The organism is Streptomyces sp. BBFR2, assembly GCF_044497305.1.
Classification (GTDB): Bacteria; Actinomycetota; Actinomycetes; order Streptomycetales; family Streptomycetaceae; genus Streptomyces.
This window is the reverse complement of record NZ_CP172415.1, coordinates 1600431-1615833: the sequence shown is the minus strand read 5'-3', so window position 1 is coordinate 1615833 and position 15403 is coordinate 1600431. Positions and strand designations below refer to the sequence as shown.

Below are 15403 nucleotides of genomic sequence, written 5' to 3'. Positions count from 1 at the left end.
GGAGTGTGCCGGGGCGGGTGGTGACCCCGTCAGATCACGGGGCGGCCGACGGCGCTGATGGTGTGGATGCCCTGCTCTTCGGAGGCATTGTAGGTCCGGGACATCTCTTCGAGCTTCTCGCCGATTCCTTCGAGGCGTTCTCCGAGCGAGTCCATCGACTTGAACATGCCGTCCCGGATCGGCTCGTAGATTGTTTTGAAGATTTCCCCGAAGTCGCAGTCCTGCAAGGGATCGCCGATGCCCTTCAGGTCGTCCTGAAGCTTCTTCGACGCCTTGGAGAAGTCGCTGCCGATGTGGGTGAACGCGGTGCCCTGTGCCTTCAGGACGTCCGGATCTACGTCAAAAGCCTTATCTGCCATCATCGCCCCCGTTGCATGCCGCTTTCCGCATGGCAATTTTCACATCCAACGCTCTCACTTTATGTGATCCGTATGGCGCACTGTCAAACGGGAATGTGCAGAATCTGTGGGAATTGTGGAGCCTCAATGGGCGTATGGAACGGGGAGGGAAGCGGCTCACGGGAGGGGCCGGGGACGGCGGTCCCGTAGCATCTCGGATCATGGAAGAAGGCAGGGGCGAGGAGCCTCTTTCGGGGGAGCGGGCGGCGCCGACGCCCCGTCAGGCGCGGCGGATACGGATCGCGCTGGCCTCGGTGATGATGGGCGCGATGGCCGTGGTGCTGGTGGTGCGGCTGGCCAGCCGGACGTCGGTGCTGGTGGTCGGCGTGTACGGGGCGGCGCTGGTGCTCTGCGGCGTGGTGATCGAACTCAGCCGTCACGGCCGTACCCGGCTGGGGAGTTGGCTGCTCGGAGTCGGACTGGCAGCCGCCCTCGCCGCGGACTGGCTGCTGCTTCCGTGAACCGGACGAAGCCGTTCCCCGCGAGGTGACCGCAGCAGCCCGCCGGTGGCGACGGGCCGGGCCGCATGGGGCGGCCGTACGGGGCGGGCGCACCCCGTACGGGGCGCGCCGTCTCGACGTCCGGCGTTACGAACGGTCGCCGGAGACGGCCCCGTCGGCCGGTACGGCGGGCGCCGCCGCGGTGAGCCGCCGGGCGGTGACACCGCGCTCGGTGGCGATCAGCAGGACCCCGTCCGCCGACAGATCGGCGCCGAGGACGGGGGCGTCGGTGAGCACCGAGACCACCACCTCCTGGGTTCGCCGGTCCCTGATCCGCACGTACCCGTCGCCGTGACCGACGCTGAACGGGGCGGCGGCGCGCTCCTCCTCGGACGGGTGCACCACCTGCTCGGGCGCCGCGTCGACCGGTGTGCCGTCCGCCAGGGCGTGGACGGTGTACACACCCTCGCCGCCGGGCAGCGACCGGGCGCCCGGCGTCCCGTCGGGCACGCGGCCGACCATCACCGGCACGGGCATCGGGCCGCCCGGCAGCACCCCGGCGGCGACGGTGGTCACTCCGGCGGCCGGCAGGCTCCACAGGGTGTGCCACGGCAGCGCGAGCCCCAGGCCGTGCAGCGCCTGCGCGTACGGCAGCAGCCCGTCCTCGACGAACGCGGTCTCCAGGAACGCCGCGCGGAGGGCGGGCGTCGCCCCCGAACGCGTCAGCAGCGGCGCCGTCCGCAGATACGTACGGGCCGGGGCGCCCAGCTCCTGGAGCGGTACGGCCTCGACGGCGGCGCGGAGCACCACCGGGTCGGCATGGGTGAACAGGCCCGGGTCGGTGAGGAGTTGGGGCAGCAGCCCGGCGTCCAGGGTGTGCCCGGCGAGGTGGTCGCGGACGTAAGGGTCGGCCCGGGACCAGTCCTGGCCCGGCACCGCCTCCAGCAGTTTCATGGCGATCCGGGTCTGCGTGCCCCGGAGGTCGGGTAGCTGTCCCCGGATCTCCGCGGCGAGCGCCGGGTGGACGAGGCGGACCAGCGGCCGGCCGTCGGCGCGGCCGTCCCCGGCGGCGGACGGGGCGTCCACCCGCGTCACGAACGGTGCGGTCAGCGGCGCGTCCTCGGCCGGCGCCCGGCCCGCGCCGCGCTCCGCCACGGCGTCCGCCAGCGGGCCCCACAGCGGGAGCGGCAGCCCGTCGCCCTCGGCGAGCGCGAGCGGTGCCAGCAACTGCCGTAGCGTCTGCGGGTCCTCGCCCAGCCGCCGGGCGTGCAGGTCGACCGCCTGCCCCACGGTGGCGGGCAGCCGCTCGGGGTCGTCCGGGTCGAACCCGTCGGGTGCCAGCAGCGCGGACCGGACAGCCAGTTCCACCGTCAGATGGCTTCCGTCGGCGCGGGACGCCAGCGCCCCGGCGAGCGCTTCGCGCCGCCGCGCGTCGGTGGTGAACGGCAGGGTGGCCGCGCCCCGTGCCGGGTCGAGCGCCGCCGCGGCGTGCCGTACCAGACCCTCGGGGTCGGCCCACTCCGGTGCGTCGAGGTCGATGATCTGCGCCTGGCCCTGGGGCAGGCCCGCCGTCAGCTCGGCGGCCGCCTCGCGCGGGACGACGGCCAGGAGCTGCACGGTGGGGACGGCGGCGAGCGGGGCGAGGACCTCGCGCACCAGGCGGGCCGGTTCCCCGGCGGCGCGCACGGGGCCCGCCGCCGTGATGTCCGGGACCACCACCGTCACCGGCTCCTCCCGTGCGCCCAGCTCGGTGAAGATGTCGGCGGCGCGGGTGGCGGCGAGACCGAAGTGGTCGGCGACGGCCCACAGGAGCTGCGCCGCGGTGAGCCCGTCGGGGCGGGGCACGGCGGGCGCGGGAAGGTCCGGCGGTACGGTCGCCGGGTCCAGGTCGTCCAGCGGCAGCCGGGTGCGGAACTCCGGGTCGCACAGCATCAGGAAACCGGTGAGCAGCCGGCCGCGCCCGCTGCCCGGGGCGCCCGTCAGCGCGATGACGCGGGGTGCGCCGGGCCAGCTCATCCGCCAGGCGGAGAGGGCGCGGAGCACCGCGGTACGGCCGCCGATGTACGGGTGCGGCGCGTAACCGGGCGCCGTGGCGCCGTCCGTCCGCGCGGCGCCGATGACTTTCCCGTCCCCCATGATTCCCGCCCTCCACCGTCATGCTTTTCCGGCTCCACCGGCGATCTTATGATCCGCGCCGGGGCCCCGGCGCCGACGGGGCAGGCTGTTCCGGAACCGGTACACGGGCGCGTTCCGGCGGCCGCGGTCCGGATGCCGGGCGTCCGGGCCGCCGTCCGGCAGCGGGCTTTCGGGGCGAAAAGCCCCGTACCCCCAATTTCTGTACGCCTTTCCCGGGAGAGCGGTGGTGTGCTCTCCGCCGGACGCCCCCCGGCGGGCCTTCTGTACGCCCGTGAAGGGGCGGTTGGACCGCGCCGTGTGAAGAAAGAAAGGGGAAGGGGAGAAGAAAAGGGGCGGGGGCGGCGGGAATTGCGCGGGAGAGACGGGGAAAGGGGCGGGGCGGGCCCTGCCGCGGGCCCGCCCCGCCCCTTTTCCGCGGGGTCTCAGCGGTGGGAGGAGCCGCCGCGGCCACGGCGCGGACCGGTGACGAGACCGGCGGAAGGCCCGTCGCGCTCCGCGCGCTCCTTGTCCTCCTGCTCGTCCTGCTGCTTCCGCCAGGCGGCGAACTTCTCGCGCGACTCCTCGCGCTCCGCCATCGTCTGGTTCTCCGCCGCACGCCGCATCTCCCCGATACGGTCACCGATCGCGTCCATGTACATCGGCGTCTGGATCGCTTCCTTCATGCCGATCCGCCCGGCCAGGACCTCCTTGGCCATCTCCTGGAGCGGTCCGCCGACGCTGGGGTTGTCCGCCAGGGTCTTCAGCGCCTTGCGCAGCCGGTGCGCCTGCTCCGGATCCTGGGCGACATCCATCAGGTCCTCGTCCTGGATCTGCCGTTCGTTGCTCATGCTGTGCCCCCTTGAGTGTGGCGCAGCCACCACATGTGCTGCACCGGCGTGATGAGTGTAATGACGAGGACGAAGAGAGCGCCAAGGCGGGTTGTCGCTATTGCCGGATATCGCGTACCGCGCATTCCGGATGCGGCTGTCCGGCCGCCGAACGGCGGGGCGTAGGCCCTTTACCGGTGTGCTACACCTGGGAGGATGTCCGGCAGGTCACTGTCATTCAATTCGGGGAGAAAAGATGTCCGATGAAGTCCGGACCGATACCGAGCAGTTGCACAAGCTCGGCGCGGTCTTCGAAAAACACGCGGACGATCTGGCACGGCAGTTGACCGCATTCCGGCGCCGGGCGGACGCCACCGCGCTGCACGACGGATTCGGCGGCGAGGAAGCGGCCCGTTCGCATGTGGAACTCTACGAACAGGCCGAACGCGCCCTCGGGCAGTTGCGGCAGCGGCTCGCCGAGGTCGGCGGCGACATCCGGCGGACCGCCGACGCGACGCAGGCCGTCGACGACGAGCTGGCCACGATGATCAGGAGTGTCGGATGACGGGGCAGGGCAACCCTGAGGCGCTGCGGGAGGCCGCGGCCGGCTGGCGGGCCATGGGCGGTCACCTCGACGGCATGGTGCGTGAGCTGGACAAGCACGTGGGCCGGGCGGCGGCCGCCGACTGGCAGGGCCCGGCGGGCGAGGCGTTCGCCGCCGACTGGCACCGCCTCAAGCGGTCGGTGGACGAGTCGCTGCCGGTCTTCGAACTGGCCGCCGCCGATCTGGACTCCGCCGCCTCCCGGCCCGCGGAGCCGGAGCACGACGGGGCGAAGGACGCCCCGGCGCCCGCCGCGCCCGCGGACAACTCCCAGGGCGGCAGCCGCGATCTGATGTACGGCGTCATGGCCCTCGGGCAGTTGGGCAACGCGCTCGGCGGCTTCGCGCGGGGCAAGGGCGGCGCGGGCGGGGGCCAGGGCAACCGGCCGCCGCTGCGGGGCGAATGGGCGGTCTCCGACGCGCCCGCGGGCCCCGACCCGTTCGGCCCCGGCGGCCCCGTCCGGGGCGGCGCCGGCGTCGCCAAGGGGGCCCGCACCCCCGACGGCCCGCCCACCCCGTCCGGTACGGACGGCCCGAAGGACGCCGCCCCGGCGGGCAAGAGCCCCGACGGCCCGCCCGCGACCCGCCCGGCGCCCACCGCCGACGCCGACGCCCCGGCCGCCGAAACCCCCGGCAAGCCCGATGGCACCACCGACACCACCGGCGCCCCCCGCCCCGACGTCGGCAGACACGGCGCCTTCGGCTGACCCACCCACCGGGCCCGGCCAACCGCGCCCGCCAGGGCACGGGGCCGGGCCCCATGCGCCGGGCCCCATGCGCCGGGCCCCATGCGCCGGGCCCCATGCGCCGGGCCCCATGCGCCGGGCCCCATGCGCCGGGCCCCATGCGCCGGGCCCCATGCGTCGGGCCCCATGCGTCGGGCCCCATGCGCCCCGTACGTGGAACGGCGGTGGGGCGCCCCTCCGAAGAGGGGCGCCCCACCGCCGTTGTGCTGTACGGGTGTGCCGGTCAGCGGCTGTTCGCCGGCAGCCAGCCGGTCTGGACCAGTTGTGCGCCGCGCTTGCGCGTGACGAACGTGGCCCGGCCGGGCGTCAGGTTCTGACCCTTGATGTTGCCCATCAGGGGGCCCTCGCTCGGGTCGGCCGAGAGGATCAGGCCCTGTGCGCCCAGCTCCTTCGTCCGCTGCATCACCGGCTCGAACGAGGAACGTCCGGCACCCGAGGACGTACGCGCCAGGATCAGGCGCAGACCCAGGTCACGGGCGAACGGCAGGTACTCCAGGAGCGGCTGCAGCGGGTTGCCGCTGCTCGTCGCCACCAGGTCGTAGTCGTCCACGATCACGAACGCGTCCGGCAGGTCGTACCAACTGCGGTTGCGCAGTTGCTCCGGGGTGACGTCCGGGCCCGGCATGCGGCGGCCCAGCGAACCGGCGAGACCGGAGATGACCTCCTCAAGCTGCGGCCCCGCGGCGCAGTACTTGTACAGATGGCTCTCCGGGACCTCGCCGAGCAGCGCGCGGCGGTAGTCGGAGACCACCATCAGCGCCTTCTCGGACGGGTACCGCTCGGCGATCTGCTTGGTCAGCAGGCGCAGCAGCGACGACTTGCCCGACTCGCTCTCGCCGTAGATGACCAGCAGCGGGTCGGTCTCGAAGTCGACGAAGGCGGGCGACAGCGTCGTCTCGTCGACACCGATCGCGATGCCGTGCTCCGGGTAGTCGCTGCCCTTGGGCAGATCCCGGGCGTACAGCATCGTCGGCAGCATCCGCACCTGCGGGGCGGGCTCGCCCTGCCAGTGCTCCCGGACCGTCTGCACCAGGTTCGCCATACCGTCGCTGAGCGACTCCGGATCGCTGATCCCGTCCAGCCGCGGCAGCGCGGCGAGGAAGTCCAGCTTCTCCGGCGACAGACCACGGCCTGGCTTGCCCATCGGCACGTTCTCCGCGCGCTTGCGGTCGAACTCCGACTCCATCGCGTCACCGAGCCGCAGCTCGACACGGTTGAGGAGCTGATCGCGCAGGGCCGGACGGATCTCCGTGTAGCGGGAACCGGCGACGATCAGGTGGATACCGAAGCCCAGACCCCGCCCGGCGATGTCCAGGATGACCGGGTCGAGCTGCTCGTAGTCGGTCTTGAACGTCGACCAGCCGTCGATGACGAGGAAGACGTCGCCCCACTTCTGGTCGGGGAACGCCCCCGAGGCACGCCGCTGGCGGTAGGTGTTGATGGAGTCGATGTTGTGCTGCCGGAAGAACTCCTCACGCTCGTTGAGGATGCCGACGACCTCGGCGACCGTACGGCGGACCTTCTCGGCGTCCAGACGCGAGGCGACCCCGCCGATGTGCGGCAGCCCCTCCATGGCGAGCATGCCGCCGCCACCGAAGTCCAGGCAGTAGAACTGCACCTCGGCCGGGGTGTGGGTGAGCGCGAACGACGCGATCGCCGAACGGATCAGCGTCGACTTGCCGGACTGCGGACCACCGACGACCAGACCGTGACCGGCACCGGCCGAGAAGTCCAGGTACATCACGTCGCGCCGCTGCTCGAACGGCTTGTCCACCAGCGCGACCGGCACCACGAGCTTGCCGAGCGCGCTGTACTCCGGCGCGTGCACGCCCCGCTCGGGGGTGACGGCCAGCGCCGGCAGCAGTTGGTTGACGGTCGGCGCCTCCTCCAGCGGCGGCAGCCACACCTGGTGGGCGGGCGGGCCCTGGCCCTGCATGCGGTGGACGATGACGTCCAGCACGGTGTCGGCCAGCGCGTCGTCCTGCTGCGGCGCCTCCGGCTCGACCGGCGTCGGGTCCTCGATGATCTGCTCGGCGACCGGCGCCGCGGTGAACGGCACCGGCAGCCGGTTGGCCCGGCCGCCGCCGCCCCCGCCGCCCGCACCGGGACCGCGGTAGGGCCCCGACACGTACGCGGCCTTGAACTGCACCATCGTCTCGGTGTCGTACTTCAGGATGCCGGAGCCGGGGACGTTCGGCAGGTGGTAGGCGTCCGGCACACCGATCGCGGTCCGCGACTCGGCCGCGGAGAACGTCCGCAGACCCAGCCGGTACGACAGGAAGGTGTCCAGACCGCGGAGCTTGCCCTCCTCCAGACGCTGCGAGGCGAGCAGCATGTGCACACCCATCGAACGGCCGATACGGCCGATCTGGATGAACATCTCGATGAAGTCCGGCTTGGCGGCCAGCAGCTCGGAGAACTCGTCGATGATCATCACCAGCGACGGCAGCGGATCCAGCGGGGCACCCGCGGCACGCGCCTTCTCGTAGTCGGTGATGTTCGCGTAGTTGCCCGCCGAGCGCAGCAGCTCCTGACGGCGCTGGAGCTCACCGGTGATCGAGTCACGCATGCGGTCGATCAGCGAGACGTCCTCACCGAGGTTGGTGATGACCGCCGCGACGTGCGGCATCTCCGACATACCGGTGAAGGTCGCGCCGCCCTTGAAGTCCGCGAGGATGAAGTTCAGCGTCTCGGACGAGTGGGTGACCGCCAGCGCCAGCACCAGGGTGCGCAGCACCTCGGACTTACCGGAACCGGTCGCACCGACACACAGACCGTGCGGGCCCATGCCCTCCTGCGAGGCTTCCTTGATGTCGAGCATGACGGGCTGACCGTCCCGGTCGACACCGATCGGCACCCGCAGCCGCTCGTGCAGCGTCCGCGGCCGCCAGGTGCGCTGGACGTCGACGGAACCGGCGTCGCCGATGTCCATCAGGTCCGTGAAGTCCAGGTTGGACAGCAGCGGTTCCTCGCCGTCCGCACCCGAGCCGGCCCGCAGCGGCGCCAACTGACGCGCCAGCGCCTCCGCCTCCGGGATCGACAGGGTGTCGCAGACGCCCTCGTACACCGCGCCGTTGGCCGACTCCAGCACCAGCTTGCCCGGCCAGACCTGGACGGCCAGACCGCCGCGGATCTCGTCGAGGTCACCGGGGACGATCTCGATGATCGTGACGCCCTGGAGACCCTCCGCGCCGGCGATCACCGAGTCGATCGGCACCTCGCCCGCGTCCAGCACGATCACCAGGTGCGGGGTGTCCGTCACCGGGGGGCCCTGCGGGTTGAAGCGGCCGCGGCCCTCCAGCTCGTCGGCGAGCAGCTCCTCGACCTCGCCGAGATCACCGACGACCAGACGGCGGGTACCCGCACCGTCCGTCGTTCTGTCCTGGACGTGCGGCAGCCACTTCGTCCACTCCCAGTCCGCCTGCGCGCCGGGCGAGGCGACGACCGCCACCTTCAGGTCCTCGGGCGAGTGCAGCGTGCACAGCTGCGACACCATCGCGCGCGCGGCGCCGTAGACGGTGTCCGGGTCGCCGGAGACCGTCAGGTGGTAGAAGGCGCGCAGCGACACCGCGAGCGGGAGGTTCTCCAAGTGCCCGTGCTTGTCGAGGAATTCCTTCATCGCGTGCGCGGTCAGCGGCTCCAGCTCGTCGACCGGCGCGGTCTCCGGAGCCTTCAGCGGGGTCGCCAGTTGCTGCGGGCCCAGGCCCAGCCGCACCTGCGCGAAGTCCGGGTCGCCCGCCCGGCGTTCCCAGACCCGCTTGCCCTCCGCGACGACCGACCACAACTGGCCGGGGTCGGGGTGGGTGAAAAGCTGCGCGTCGCGCTGTTTACGCGCGGTGCGCCGGACCTCTTTCCGCTTCTGCGAAAGGTACTTGAGGTAATCCTGGCGCTCTTGAACCATTTGCCCGGAAGGGCCTTGACGCGCTTTGACGATCTGCACGATCGCCATTGCCAGAGTGGAAACCACCATCACGCCGCCCATGATTTTCATGAACGGCTGGCCACCCATGAAAAGGAAAGCCGCCGATGAGCCCATACCCATCATGGGCATGAACATCATCAGGACGTTCTCCTGTTCCCCTTCCCGGGGAAGTTCCGGAGGCGCCTCCAGCGTCACCTCCTCACCGGGAACTTCAGGTGGTAGCGCGCGGGGCGGGCGCTTGACGATGACAACGCTCACCGAGGCATCAGTCCTTCATGCATCTCGCAGTCTCGGACCGCCCCCGTTGGATTCGACGGTCCCCCGAGCCAAGTCCTTGGCCCGACGCAGGCGTTGATCCTACTGTTTGGAGTCAAGTCTCGGGGGGAGTGGGGCAAGCGCCGAATCGGACGGTACGCTGACGCCCCGCGAGCGTGCCGCGACGGCGTGAATAAGGCTTCCCGAGGGCTCCCTGAGGGATCCGTATATGACTCCATATATACGCCACGCACGCGACAAACCGCCCAACGGATAGGGGGAACCGCCAGGTGAGCACGACCACAGGAACCGGCTTCTGCCGGGTCACAGTCGCCGCGCCGGACGCACGGATCGATGTGGCACTGCCGGAGGACGTCGCACTCGTCGACATCTACCCGGAGATCCTGCGCCTGTCCGGGCAGTCCCAGGCGGAGGGCGCCCCCACCGGTTACCACCTCGTGCGCCGCGACGGCACGGTGCTGGACGCCGGCCGGTCGCTCGCGCAGCAGCAGATCCTCGACGGCGACCTCCTCCTGCTCAAGCCGTTCGCCGAATCGCTGCCGCTCCCGGTCTTCGACGACGTCTCGGACGCCGTCGCCTCCGCGGTCAAGCAGAACCGCACCCGCTGGAGCGACGACCTCATGCACTACGTCGGCCTCACCGCCGGCGTCCTGCTGCTGACGATGATGGCGTTCGCCCTCTGGTTCTCGAACCCGGTCGACCGCGACATGCACCGGCTGCCCGGCATCATCGCGGGCGTCGTCGGCGTCGTGCTCGTCACCGTCTCCGGCGTCCGCGCCCGCGTCTACGACGACCACGGCTCCTCCATCGCGCTGGGCCTCTCCGCACTGCCGCACCTGCTGATCGCCGGCTCCGGCATCTTCCCCGTCGACGCGGGCGAAGGCCCCGGGCGCCTCCACCTCCTCGTCGGCTGCGTGGTCGTCCTGATCGCCTCCGTCCTTCTGGTGGTCCTGCTGCCGCAGGGCGACGCACCGTTCGTCGCCGCCGCCTTCCTCTCGGCGATCGGCACCCTCGCGGTCTTCGCGGCGATCCTCACCGACGCCGCCCCCATCGAGGTCGCCGCGGTCACCGCCGCCGTCTCCATCGCGCTCGTCGCCTGGCTGCCCGGCCTCTCGGCCCGCTTCGCCCGCCTGCCCATCGGCTACAAGTCGCCCGACCAGATCGCCAAGGGCTACGACGCCGACGGCGACTCCGAGGCCGTCGACTTCATCAAGATCGGCAACCAGGCCCGCCGCGGCCACGAGCTGCTGCTCGGCCTCGTCGCCGGCTGCTCCGCCCTGGTCGTCGGCTCCGCCGGTGTCGTCCTCGGCTTCTCCGACAACATGTGGGCCCAGCTGATGGCGCTGGCCGCGGGCATCACGATCATGCTCCGCGCCCGGCTCTTCGACTACACCGCGCAGATCGCCTGCATGACCGTCGCCGGCATCCTCACGATCGTGCTGCTCATCCTGGGCATCACGCTCCACCCGCCGGTCGACGCCCTCGTCGAGCTGGCCCGCTTCGGCGACTCCGGCCCGCTCAACATCCGCACCGTCTGGTTCTCCGCCAGCATCGCCGGCGGCGCCGCCCTGCTCGTCGGCGTCGGACTGATCGTCCCCCGCAAGGGTGTCACCCCCTTCTGGGGCCGGATCTTCGACATCTTCGACGGCCTGGTCCTGCTCTCGCTGGTGCCGCTCTGCCTCGCGGTGCTGGACGTCTACGCCAAGGTGCGCGGCCTGACCGGTAACTGACCGGCGCCCGCGCTCCACGACGGCCCCCCAGGTCCGCCCGGGGGGCCGTCGCCGTCGGCTGGTACGCTGTGTGACGGTCCGCCGTGAGTCATCAAGATTCCCTGTGAAGCAAATCCAGGGACGCTCCCGGACCGATCACCCAGAGGAGTATCGCGTGTCGCTCGACGCCGCCACGAAGAAGCAGATCATGACCGAGTTCGCCACGAAGGAAGGCGACACCGGCTCCCCCGAGGTCCAGGTGGCCCTGCTCTCCCGCCGTATCTCGGACCTCACCGAGCACCTCAAGACCCACAAGCACGACCACCACTCCCGCCGTGGTCTGCTGCTGCTCGTCGGCCAGCGCCGCCGCCTGCTGCAGTACCTGGCGAAGAAGGACATCACGCGCTTCCGCGCGCTGGTCGAGCGCCTGGGCATCCGCCGCGGCGCGGCGGGCGCCAAGTAAGACGCCGTGAAGGGAGCGGTTCCCGCCGGGGGCCGCTCCCTTTGCCGTACGCACCGGACACCGGCGTCGCCGCGAGGCGGCCGGAAGCTTTGTAGTCTGGTGTCACGAGCACAACCGAACGAGGGGGAGCGCCCCCTGGCCGCCGGTCCTCGGTAGTGGCCCCCGGATGTACCCCGCGCGAGACGTTCCGCGCGGCGCGCCCCGGGAGCTTCGATCGAAGACCGGCCCGTACCGGCGCTCCCCGACGAAGGTCCGCCGCCACACGGGCGGCGGACGCTGACGAGGAGATTTTCTTGGTGGAGAACGAGACCCACTACGCCGAAGCCGTCATCGACAACGGCACCTTCGGCACCCGCACCATCCGCTTCGAGACGGGCCGCCTGGCCAAGCAGGCCGCCGGCTCCGCCGTCGCGTACCTGGACGACGACACCATGGTGCTGTCGGCCACGTCCGCGTCGAAGAAGCCCAAGGACCAGCTCGACTTCTTCCCCCTGACGGTCGACGTCGAGGAGCGGATGTACGCGGCCGGCAAGATCCCCGGCTCCTTCTTCCGCCGCGAGGGCCGGCCCTCCGAGGACGCGATCCTCACCTGCCGCCTGATCGACCGGCCGCTGCGCCCCTCCTTCAAGAAGGGCCTGCGCAACGAGATCCAGATCGTCGAGACGATCATGGCGCTCAACCCCGACCACCTCTACGACGTGGTCGCCATCAACGCCGCCTCCTGCTCCACGCAACTGGCCGGCCTGCCCTTCTCCGGCCCGATCGGCGGCACCCGTGTCGCGCTGATCAACGGCCAGTGGGTCGCCTTCCCGACCCACACCGAGCTGGAGAACGCCGTCTTCGACATGGTCGTCGCCGGCCGTGTGCTGCCCGACGGTGACGTCGCGATCATGATGGTCGAGGCCGAGGCCACCGAGAAGACCGTCCAGCTCGTCAAGGACGGCGCCGAGGCCCCGACCGAAGAGGTCGTCGCCGCCGGTCTGGAGGCCGCCAAGCCCTTCATCAAGGTGCTCTGCAAGGCCCAGGCCGACCTCGCCGCCAAGGCCGCCAAGCCGACCGGCGAGTTCCCCGTCTTCCTCGACTACCAGGACGACGTCCTGGAGGCGCTCACCGCCGCGGTCAAGGACGAGCTGGCCCAGGCGCTGACCATCGCCGGCAAGCAGGAGCGGGAGAACGAGCTCGACCGCATCAAGGAGATCGCCGCCGAGAAGCTGCTCCCGCAGTTCGAGGGCCGCGAGAAGGAGATCTCCGGTGCCTACCGCGCGCTGACCAAGAAGCTGGTCCGCGAGCGCGTCATCAAGGACAAGGTCCGCATCGACGGCCGCGGCGTCACGGACATCCGTACGCTCGCCGCCGAGGTCGAGGCCATCCCGCGCGTGCACGGCTCGGCGCTGTTCGAGCGTGGCGAGACCCAGATCCTGGGCGTCACCACCCTCAACATGCTCCGCATGGAGCAGCAGCTGGACACCCTCTCCCCGGTGACCCGCAAGCGCTACATGCACAACTACAACTTCCCGCCGTACTCCGTCGGTGAGACCGGCCGCGTGGGCTCGCCCAAGCGCCGCGAGATCGGCCACGGCGCGCTCGCCGAGCGCGCCATCGTGCCGGTCCTGCCGACCCGCGAGGAGTTCCCCTACGCGATCCGCCAGGTCTCCGAGGCGCTGGGCTCCAACGGCTCGACGTCCATGGGCTCGGTCTGCGCCTCCACCATGTCGCTGCTGAACGCCGGTGTGCCCCTCAAGGCCCCGGTCGCCGGTATCGCCATGGGCCTGATCTCCCAGGAGATCGACGGCAAGACCCACTACGTCGCCCTCACCGACATCCTCGGTGCGGAGGACGCCTACGGCGACATGGACTTCAAGGTCGCCGGCACCAAGCAGTTCGTCACCGCGCTGCAGCTCGACACCAAGCTCGACGGCATCCCCGCCTCGGTCCTGGCCGCCGCGCTGAAGCAGGCCCGCGACGCCCGCCTCCACATCCTCGATGTGATGAACGAGGCCATCGACGTCCCGGACGAGATGTCCCCCAACGCCCCGCGGATCATCACCGTCAAGATCCCCGTGGACAAGATCGGTGAGGTCATCGGCCCCAAGGGCAAGATGATCAACCAGATCCAGGAGGACACCGGCGCCGACATCACGATCGAGGACGACGGCACCATCTACATCGGTGCCGCCGACGGCCCGGCCGCCGAGGCCGCCCGCGCCACGATCAACGGCATCGCCAACCCGACCATGCCGGAGGTCGGCGAGCGCTACCTGGGCACCGTCGTGAAGACGACGACCTTCGGCGCGTTCGTCTCCCTGCTCCCGGGCAAGGACGGCCTGCTGCACATCTCGCAGATCCGCAAGCTCGCAGGTGGCAAGCGCGTGGAGAACGTCGAGGACGTGCTCGGCGTCGGCGCGAAGGTCCAGGTCGAGATCGCCGAGATCGACCAGCGCGGCAAGCTCTCCCTGATCCCCGTGATCGAGGGCGAGGACGGCGACGACAAGAAGGACGACGCCGCCAAGTGACGTCCCGCACTCACCGGACGACGGCCCGCACCTCCTCGGAGGGGCGGGCCGTCGCCCGTACCCAAACACTCCTCAAGGGCGAGGGCGGCGCGGGCACCGTCCGCCGGACCGTCCTCCCCGGCGGTCTGCGGGTGGTCACCGAGACCCTGCCCACCGTCCGCTCGGTCAGCTTCGGCATCTGGGCCCATGTCGGCTCCCGCGACGAGACCCCGTCGCTCAACGGCGCCACCCACTACCTGGAGCACCTGCTCTTCAAGGGCACCGAGCGGCGCAGCGCCCTGGACATCTCCGCGGCGGTCGACGCCGTCGGCGGCGAGATGAACGCCTTCACCGCGAAGGAATACACCTGCTACTACGCGCGGGTCCTCGACACCGACCTGCCGCTCGCCATCGACGTCGTCTGCGACATGCTCACCGGCTCGCTCATCGAGCCCGAGGACGTCGAGGCGGAGCGCGGCGTGATCCTCGAAGAGATCGCGATGACCGAGGACGACCCGGGCGACGGCGTCCACGACCTCTTCGCGCACACGATGCTCGGCGACACCCCCCTGGGCCGCCCGGTCCTCGGCACCCCCGACACCGTCAACGCCCTTACCCCCGCGCGCATCCGCCGCTTCTACAAGAAGCACTACGACCCCACGCACCTCGTCGTCACCGCCGCCGGCAACGTCGACCACGCAAAGGTCGTCCGCCTGGTCCGCCGCGCCTTCGAACGGGCCGGCGCCCTCGACGGCACCGACGCCACCCCGATCGCCCCGCGCTCCGGCTCCCGCACGCTGCGCGCCGGCGGCCGCGTCGAGCACCTGAACCGCAAGTCCGAGCAGGCCCACGTCATCCTCGGCACCCCGGGACTGGCCCGCTCCGACGAGCGCCGCTGGGCCCTGGGCGTCCTCAACACCGCGCTCGGCGGCGGGATGAGCTCCCGCCTCTTCCAGGAGGTCCGCGAGAAGCGCGGCCTGGCCTACAGCGTGTACTCGTACACCTCCGGCTACGCCGACTGCGGCCTCTTCGGCGTCTACGCGGGCTGCCGCCCCAACCAGGTGCGCGACGTCCTCGCGATCTGCCGCGACCAGCTCGACCAGGTCGCCGCCGAGGGGCTGACCGACGACGAGATCCGCCGCGCCATCGGGCAACTGCGCGGCTCCACCGTCCTCGGGCTGGAGGACTCCGGCGCCCTGATGCACCGCATCGGCAAGAGCGAGCTGTGCTGGGGCGCCCAGCTCTCCGTCGACGAGATGCTGGAGCGGATAGCCGCCGTCACGCCCGACGAGGTCCGCGAGGTGGCCCGCGAGGTGCTGGGCGCGCGGCCCTCGCTGTCCGTCATCGGCCCGTTGAAGGACCGGCAGGCCGACCGGCTGCACGAAGCCGTCGCCTGACCCGTCCGCCGTACCAC

11 protein-coding genes are annotated in these 15403 nt (G+C 71.3%); 7 read left to right on the top strand and 4 right to left on the bottom strand.

The genetic code is table 11. The features are described 5' to 3' along the window. Positions 1-29 precede the first annotated feature (29 nt). On the bottom strand, positions 30-362 hold the full coding sequence (locus ACGH2B_RS05640; protein ID WP_399085017.1) for a hypothetical protein: 333 nt from the start codon (positions 360-362) through the stop codon (positions 30-32). A gap of 197 nt (positions 363-559) precedes the next feature. Here ACGH2B_RS05640 and ACGH2B_RS05635 point away from each other — a divergent pair, with 197 nt between their 5' ends. After that, positions 560-859 carry a hypothetical protein gene (locus tag ACGH2B_RS05635; RefSeq protein WP_399085014.1) on the top strand — a complete coding sequence of 100 codons (300 nt, stop codon included), beginning with the start codon at positions 560-562 and terminating at the stop codon, positions 857-859. 126 nt (positions 860-985) lie between these two features. Here the strand turns inward: ACGH2B_RS05635 and ACGH2B_RS05630 are convergent, their stop codons facing one another. Both ACGH2B_RS05630 and ACGH2B_RS05625 read right to left on the bottom strand, forming a co-directional pair. Continuing rightward, positions 986-2974 carry an ATP-binding protein gene (locus ACGH2B_RS05630; protein WP_399085011.1) on the bottom strand — a complete coding sequence of 663 codons (1989 nt, stop codon included), beginning with the start codon at positions 2972-2974 and terminating at the stop codon, positions 986-988. Between the two features lie 422 nt (positions 2975-3396). Beyond that, positions 3397-3801, bottom strand: coding sequence for a hypothetical protein (locus ACGH2B_RS05625; RefSeq protein WP_399085008.1), 405 nt, complete (start codon positions 3799-3801; stop codon positions 3397-3399). A gap of 235 nt (positions 3802-4036) precedes the next feature. On the opposite strand from ACGH2B_RS05625, the gene ACGH2B_RS05620 reads away from it, so the two are divergent. Both ACGH2B_RS05620 and ACGH2B_RS05615 read left to right on the top strand, forming a co-directional pair. Further along, positions 4037-4345: a WXG100 family type VII secretion target gene (locus ACGH2B_RS05620; RefSeq protein ID WP_399085005.1), complete on the top strand. Its 309-nt coding sequence runs from the start codon at positions 4037-4039 to the stop codon at positions 4343-4345. Next, positions 4342-5088, top strand: coding sequence for a WXG100 family type VII secretion target (locus ACGH2B_RS05615; RefSeq protein ID WP_399085003.1), 747 nt, complete (start codon positions 4342-4344; stop codon positions 5086-5088). Before ACGH2B_RS05620 ends, ACGH2B_RS05615 begins: the two co-directional genes overlap by 4 nt. 262 nt (positions 5089-5350) lie before the next feature. Here ACGH2B_RS05615 and eccCa read toward each other — a convergent pair whose 3' ends face one another. Next, positions 5351-9307, bottom strand: a complete 3957-nt coding sequence (gene eccCa, locus ACGH2B_RS05610; protein ID WP_399085000.1) for a type VII secretion protein EccCa — start codon at positions 9305-9307, stop codon at positions 5351-5353. A gap of 287 nt (positions 9308-9594) precedes the next feature. Between eccCa and eccD the strand changes: the two genes are divergently transcribed. From eccD to ACGH2B_RS05590, 4 genes are all read left to right on the top strand, one after another. Next, positions 9595-11055, top strand: coding sequence for a type VII secretion integral membrane protein EccD (gene eccD / locus ACGH2B_RS05605; RefSeq protein WP_399084996.1), 1461 nt, complete (start codon positions 9595-9597; stop codon positions 11053-11055). A gap of 154 nt (positions 11056-11209) precedes the next feature. After that, on the top strand, positions 11210-11497 hold the full coding sequence (rpsO, locus tag ACGH2B_RS05600) for a 30S ribosomal protein S15 (RefSeq protein WP_009714645.1): 288 nt from the start codon (positions 11210-11212) through the stop codon (positions 11495-11497). A 296-nt stretch (positions 11498-11793) separates the two neighbouring features. Next, positions 11794-14010 carry a polyribonucleotide nucleotidyltransferase gene (locus tag ACGH2B_RS05595; protein WP_399096731.1) on the top strand — a complete coding sequence of 739 codons (2217 nt, stop codon included), beginning with the start codon at positions 11794-11796 and terminating at the stop codon, positions 14008-14010. Beyond that, positions 14007-15386: a M16 family metallopeptidase gene (locus tag ACGH2B_RS05590; RefSeq protein WP_399084993.1), complete on the top strand. Its 1380-nt coding sequence runs from the start codon at positions 14007-14009 to the stop codon at positions 15384-15386. The genes ACGH2B_RS05595 and ACGH2B_RS05590 overlap by 4 nt, the downstream gene beginning before the upstream one ends. The last annotated feature ends 17 nt before the right edge of the window (positions 15387-15403 follow it).

Coding starts and splice junctions, on each gene's coding strand:
- ACGH2B_RS05640 (WP_399085017.1), bottom strand. CDS start 362: ATGATGGCAGATAAGGCTTTTGACGTAGATCCGGACGTCCTGAAGGCA.
- ACGH2B_RS05635 (WP_399085014.1), top strand. CDS start 560: ATGGAAGAAGGCAGGGGCGAGGAGCCTCTTTCGGGGGAGCGGGCGGCG.
- ACGH2B_RS05630 (WP_399085011.1), bottom strand. CDS start 2,974: ATGGGGGACGGGAAAGTCATCGGCGCCGCGCGGACGGACGGCGCCACG.
- ACGH2B_RS05625 (WP_399085008.1), bottom strand. CDS start 3,801: ATGAGCAACGAACGGCAGATCCAGGACGAGGACCTGATGGATGTCGCC.
- ACGH2B_RS05620 (WP_399085005.1), top strand. CDS start 4,037: ATGTCCGATGAAGTCCGGACCGATACCGAGCAGTTGCACAAGCTCGGC.
- ACGH2B_RS05615 (WP_399085003.1), top strand. CDS start 4,342: ATGACGGGGCAGGGCAACCCTGAGGCGCTGCGGGAGGCCGCGGCCGGC.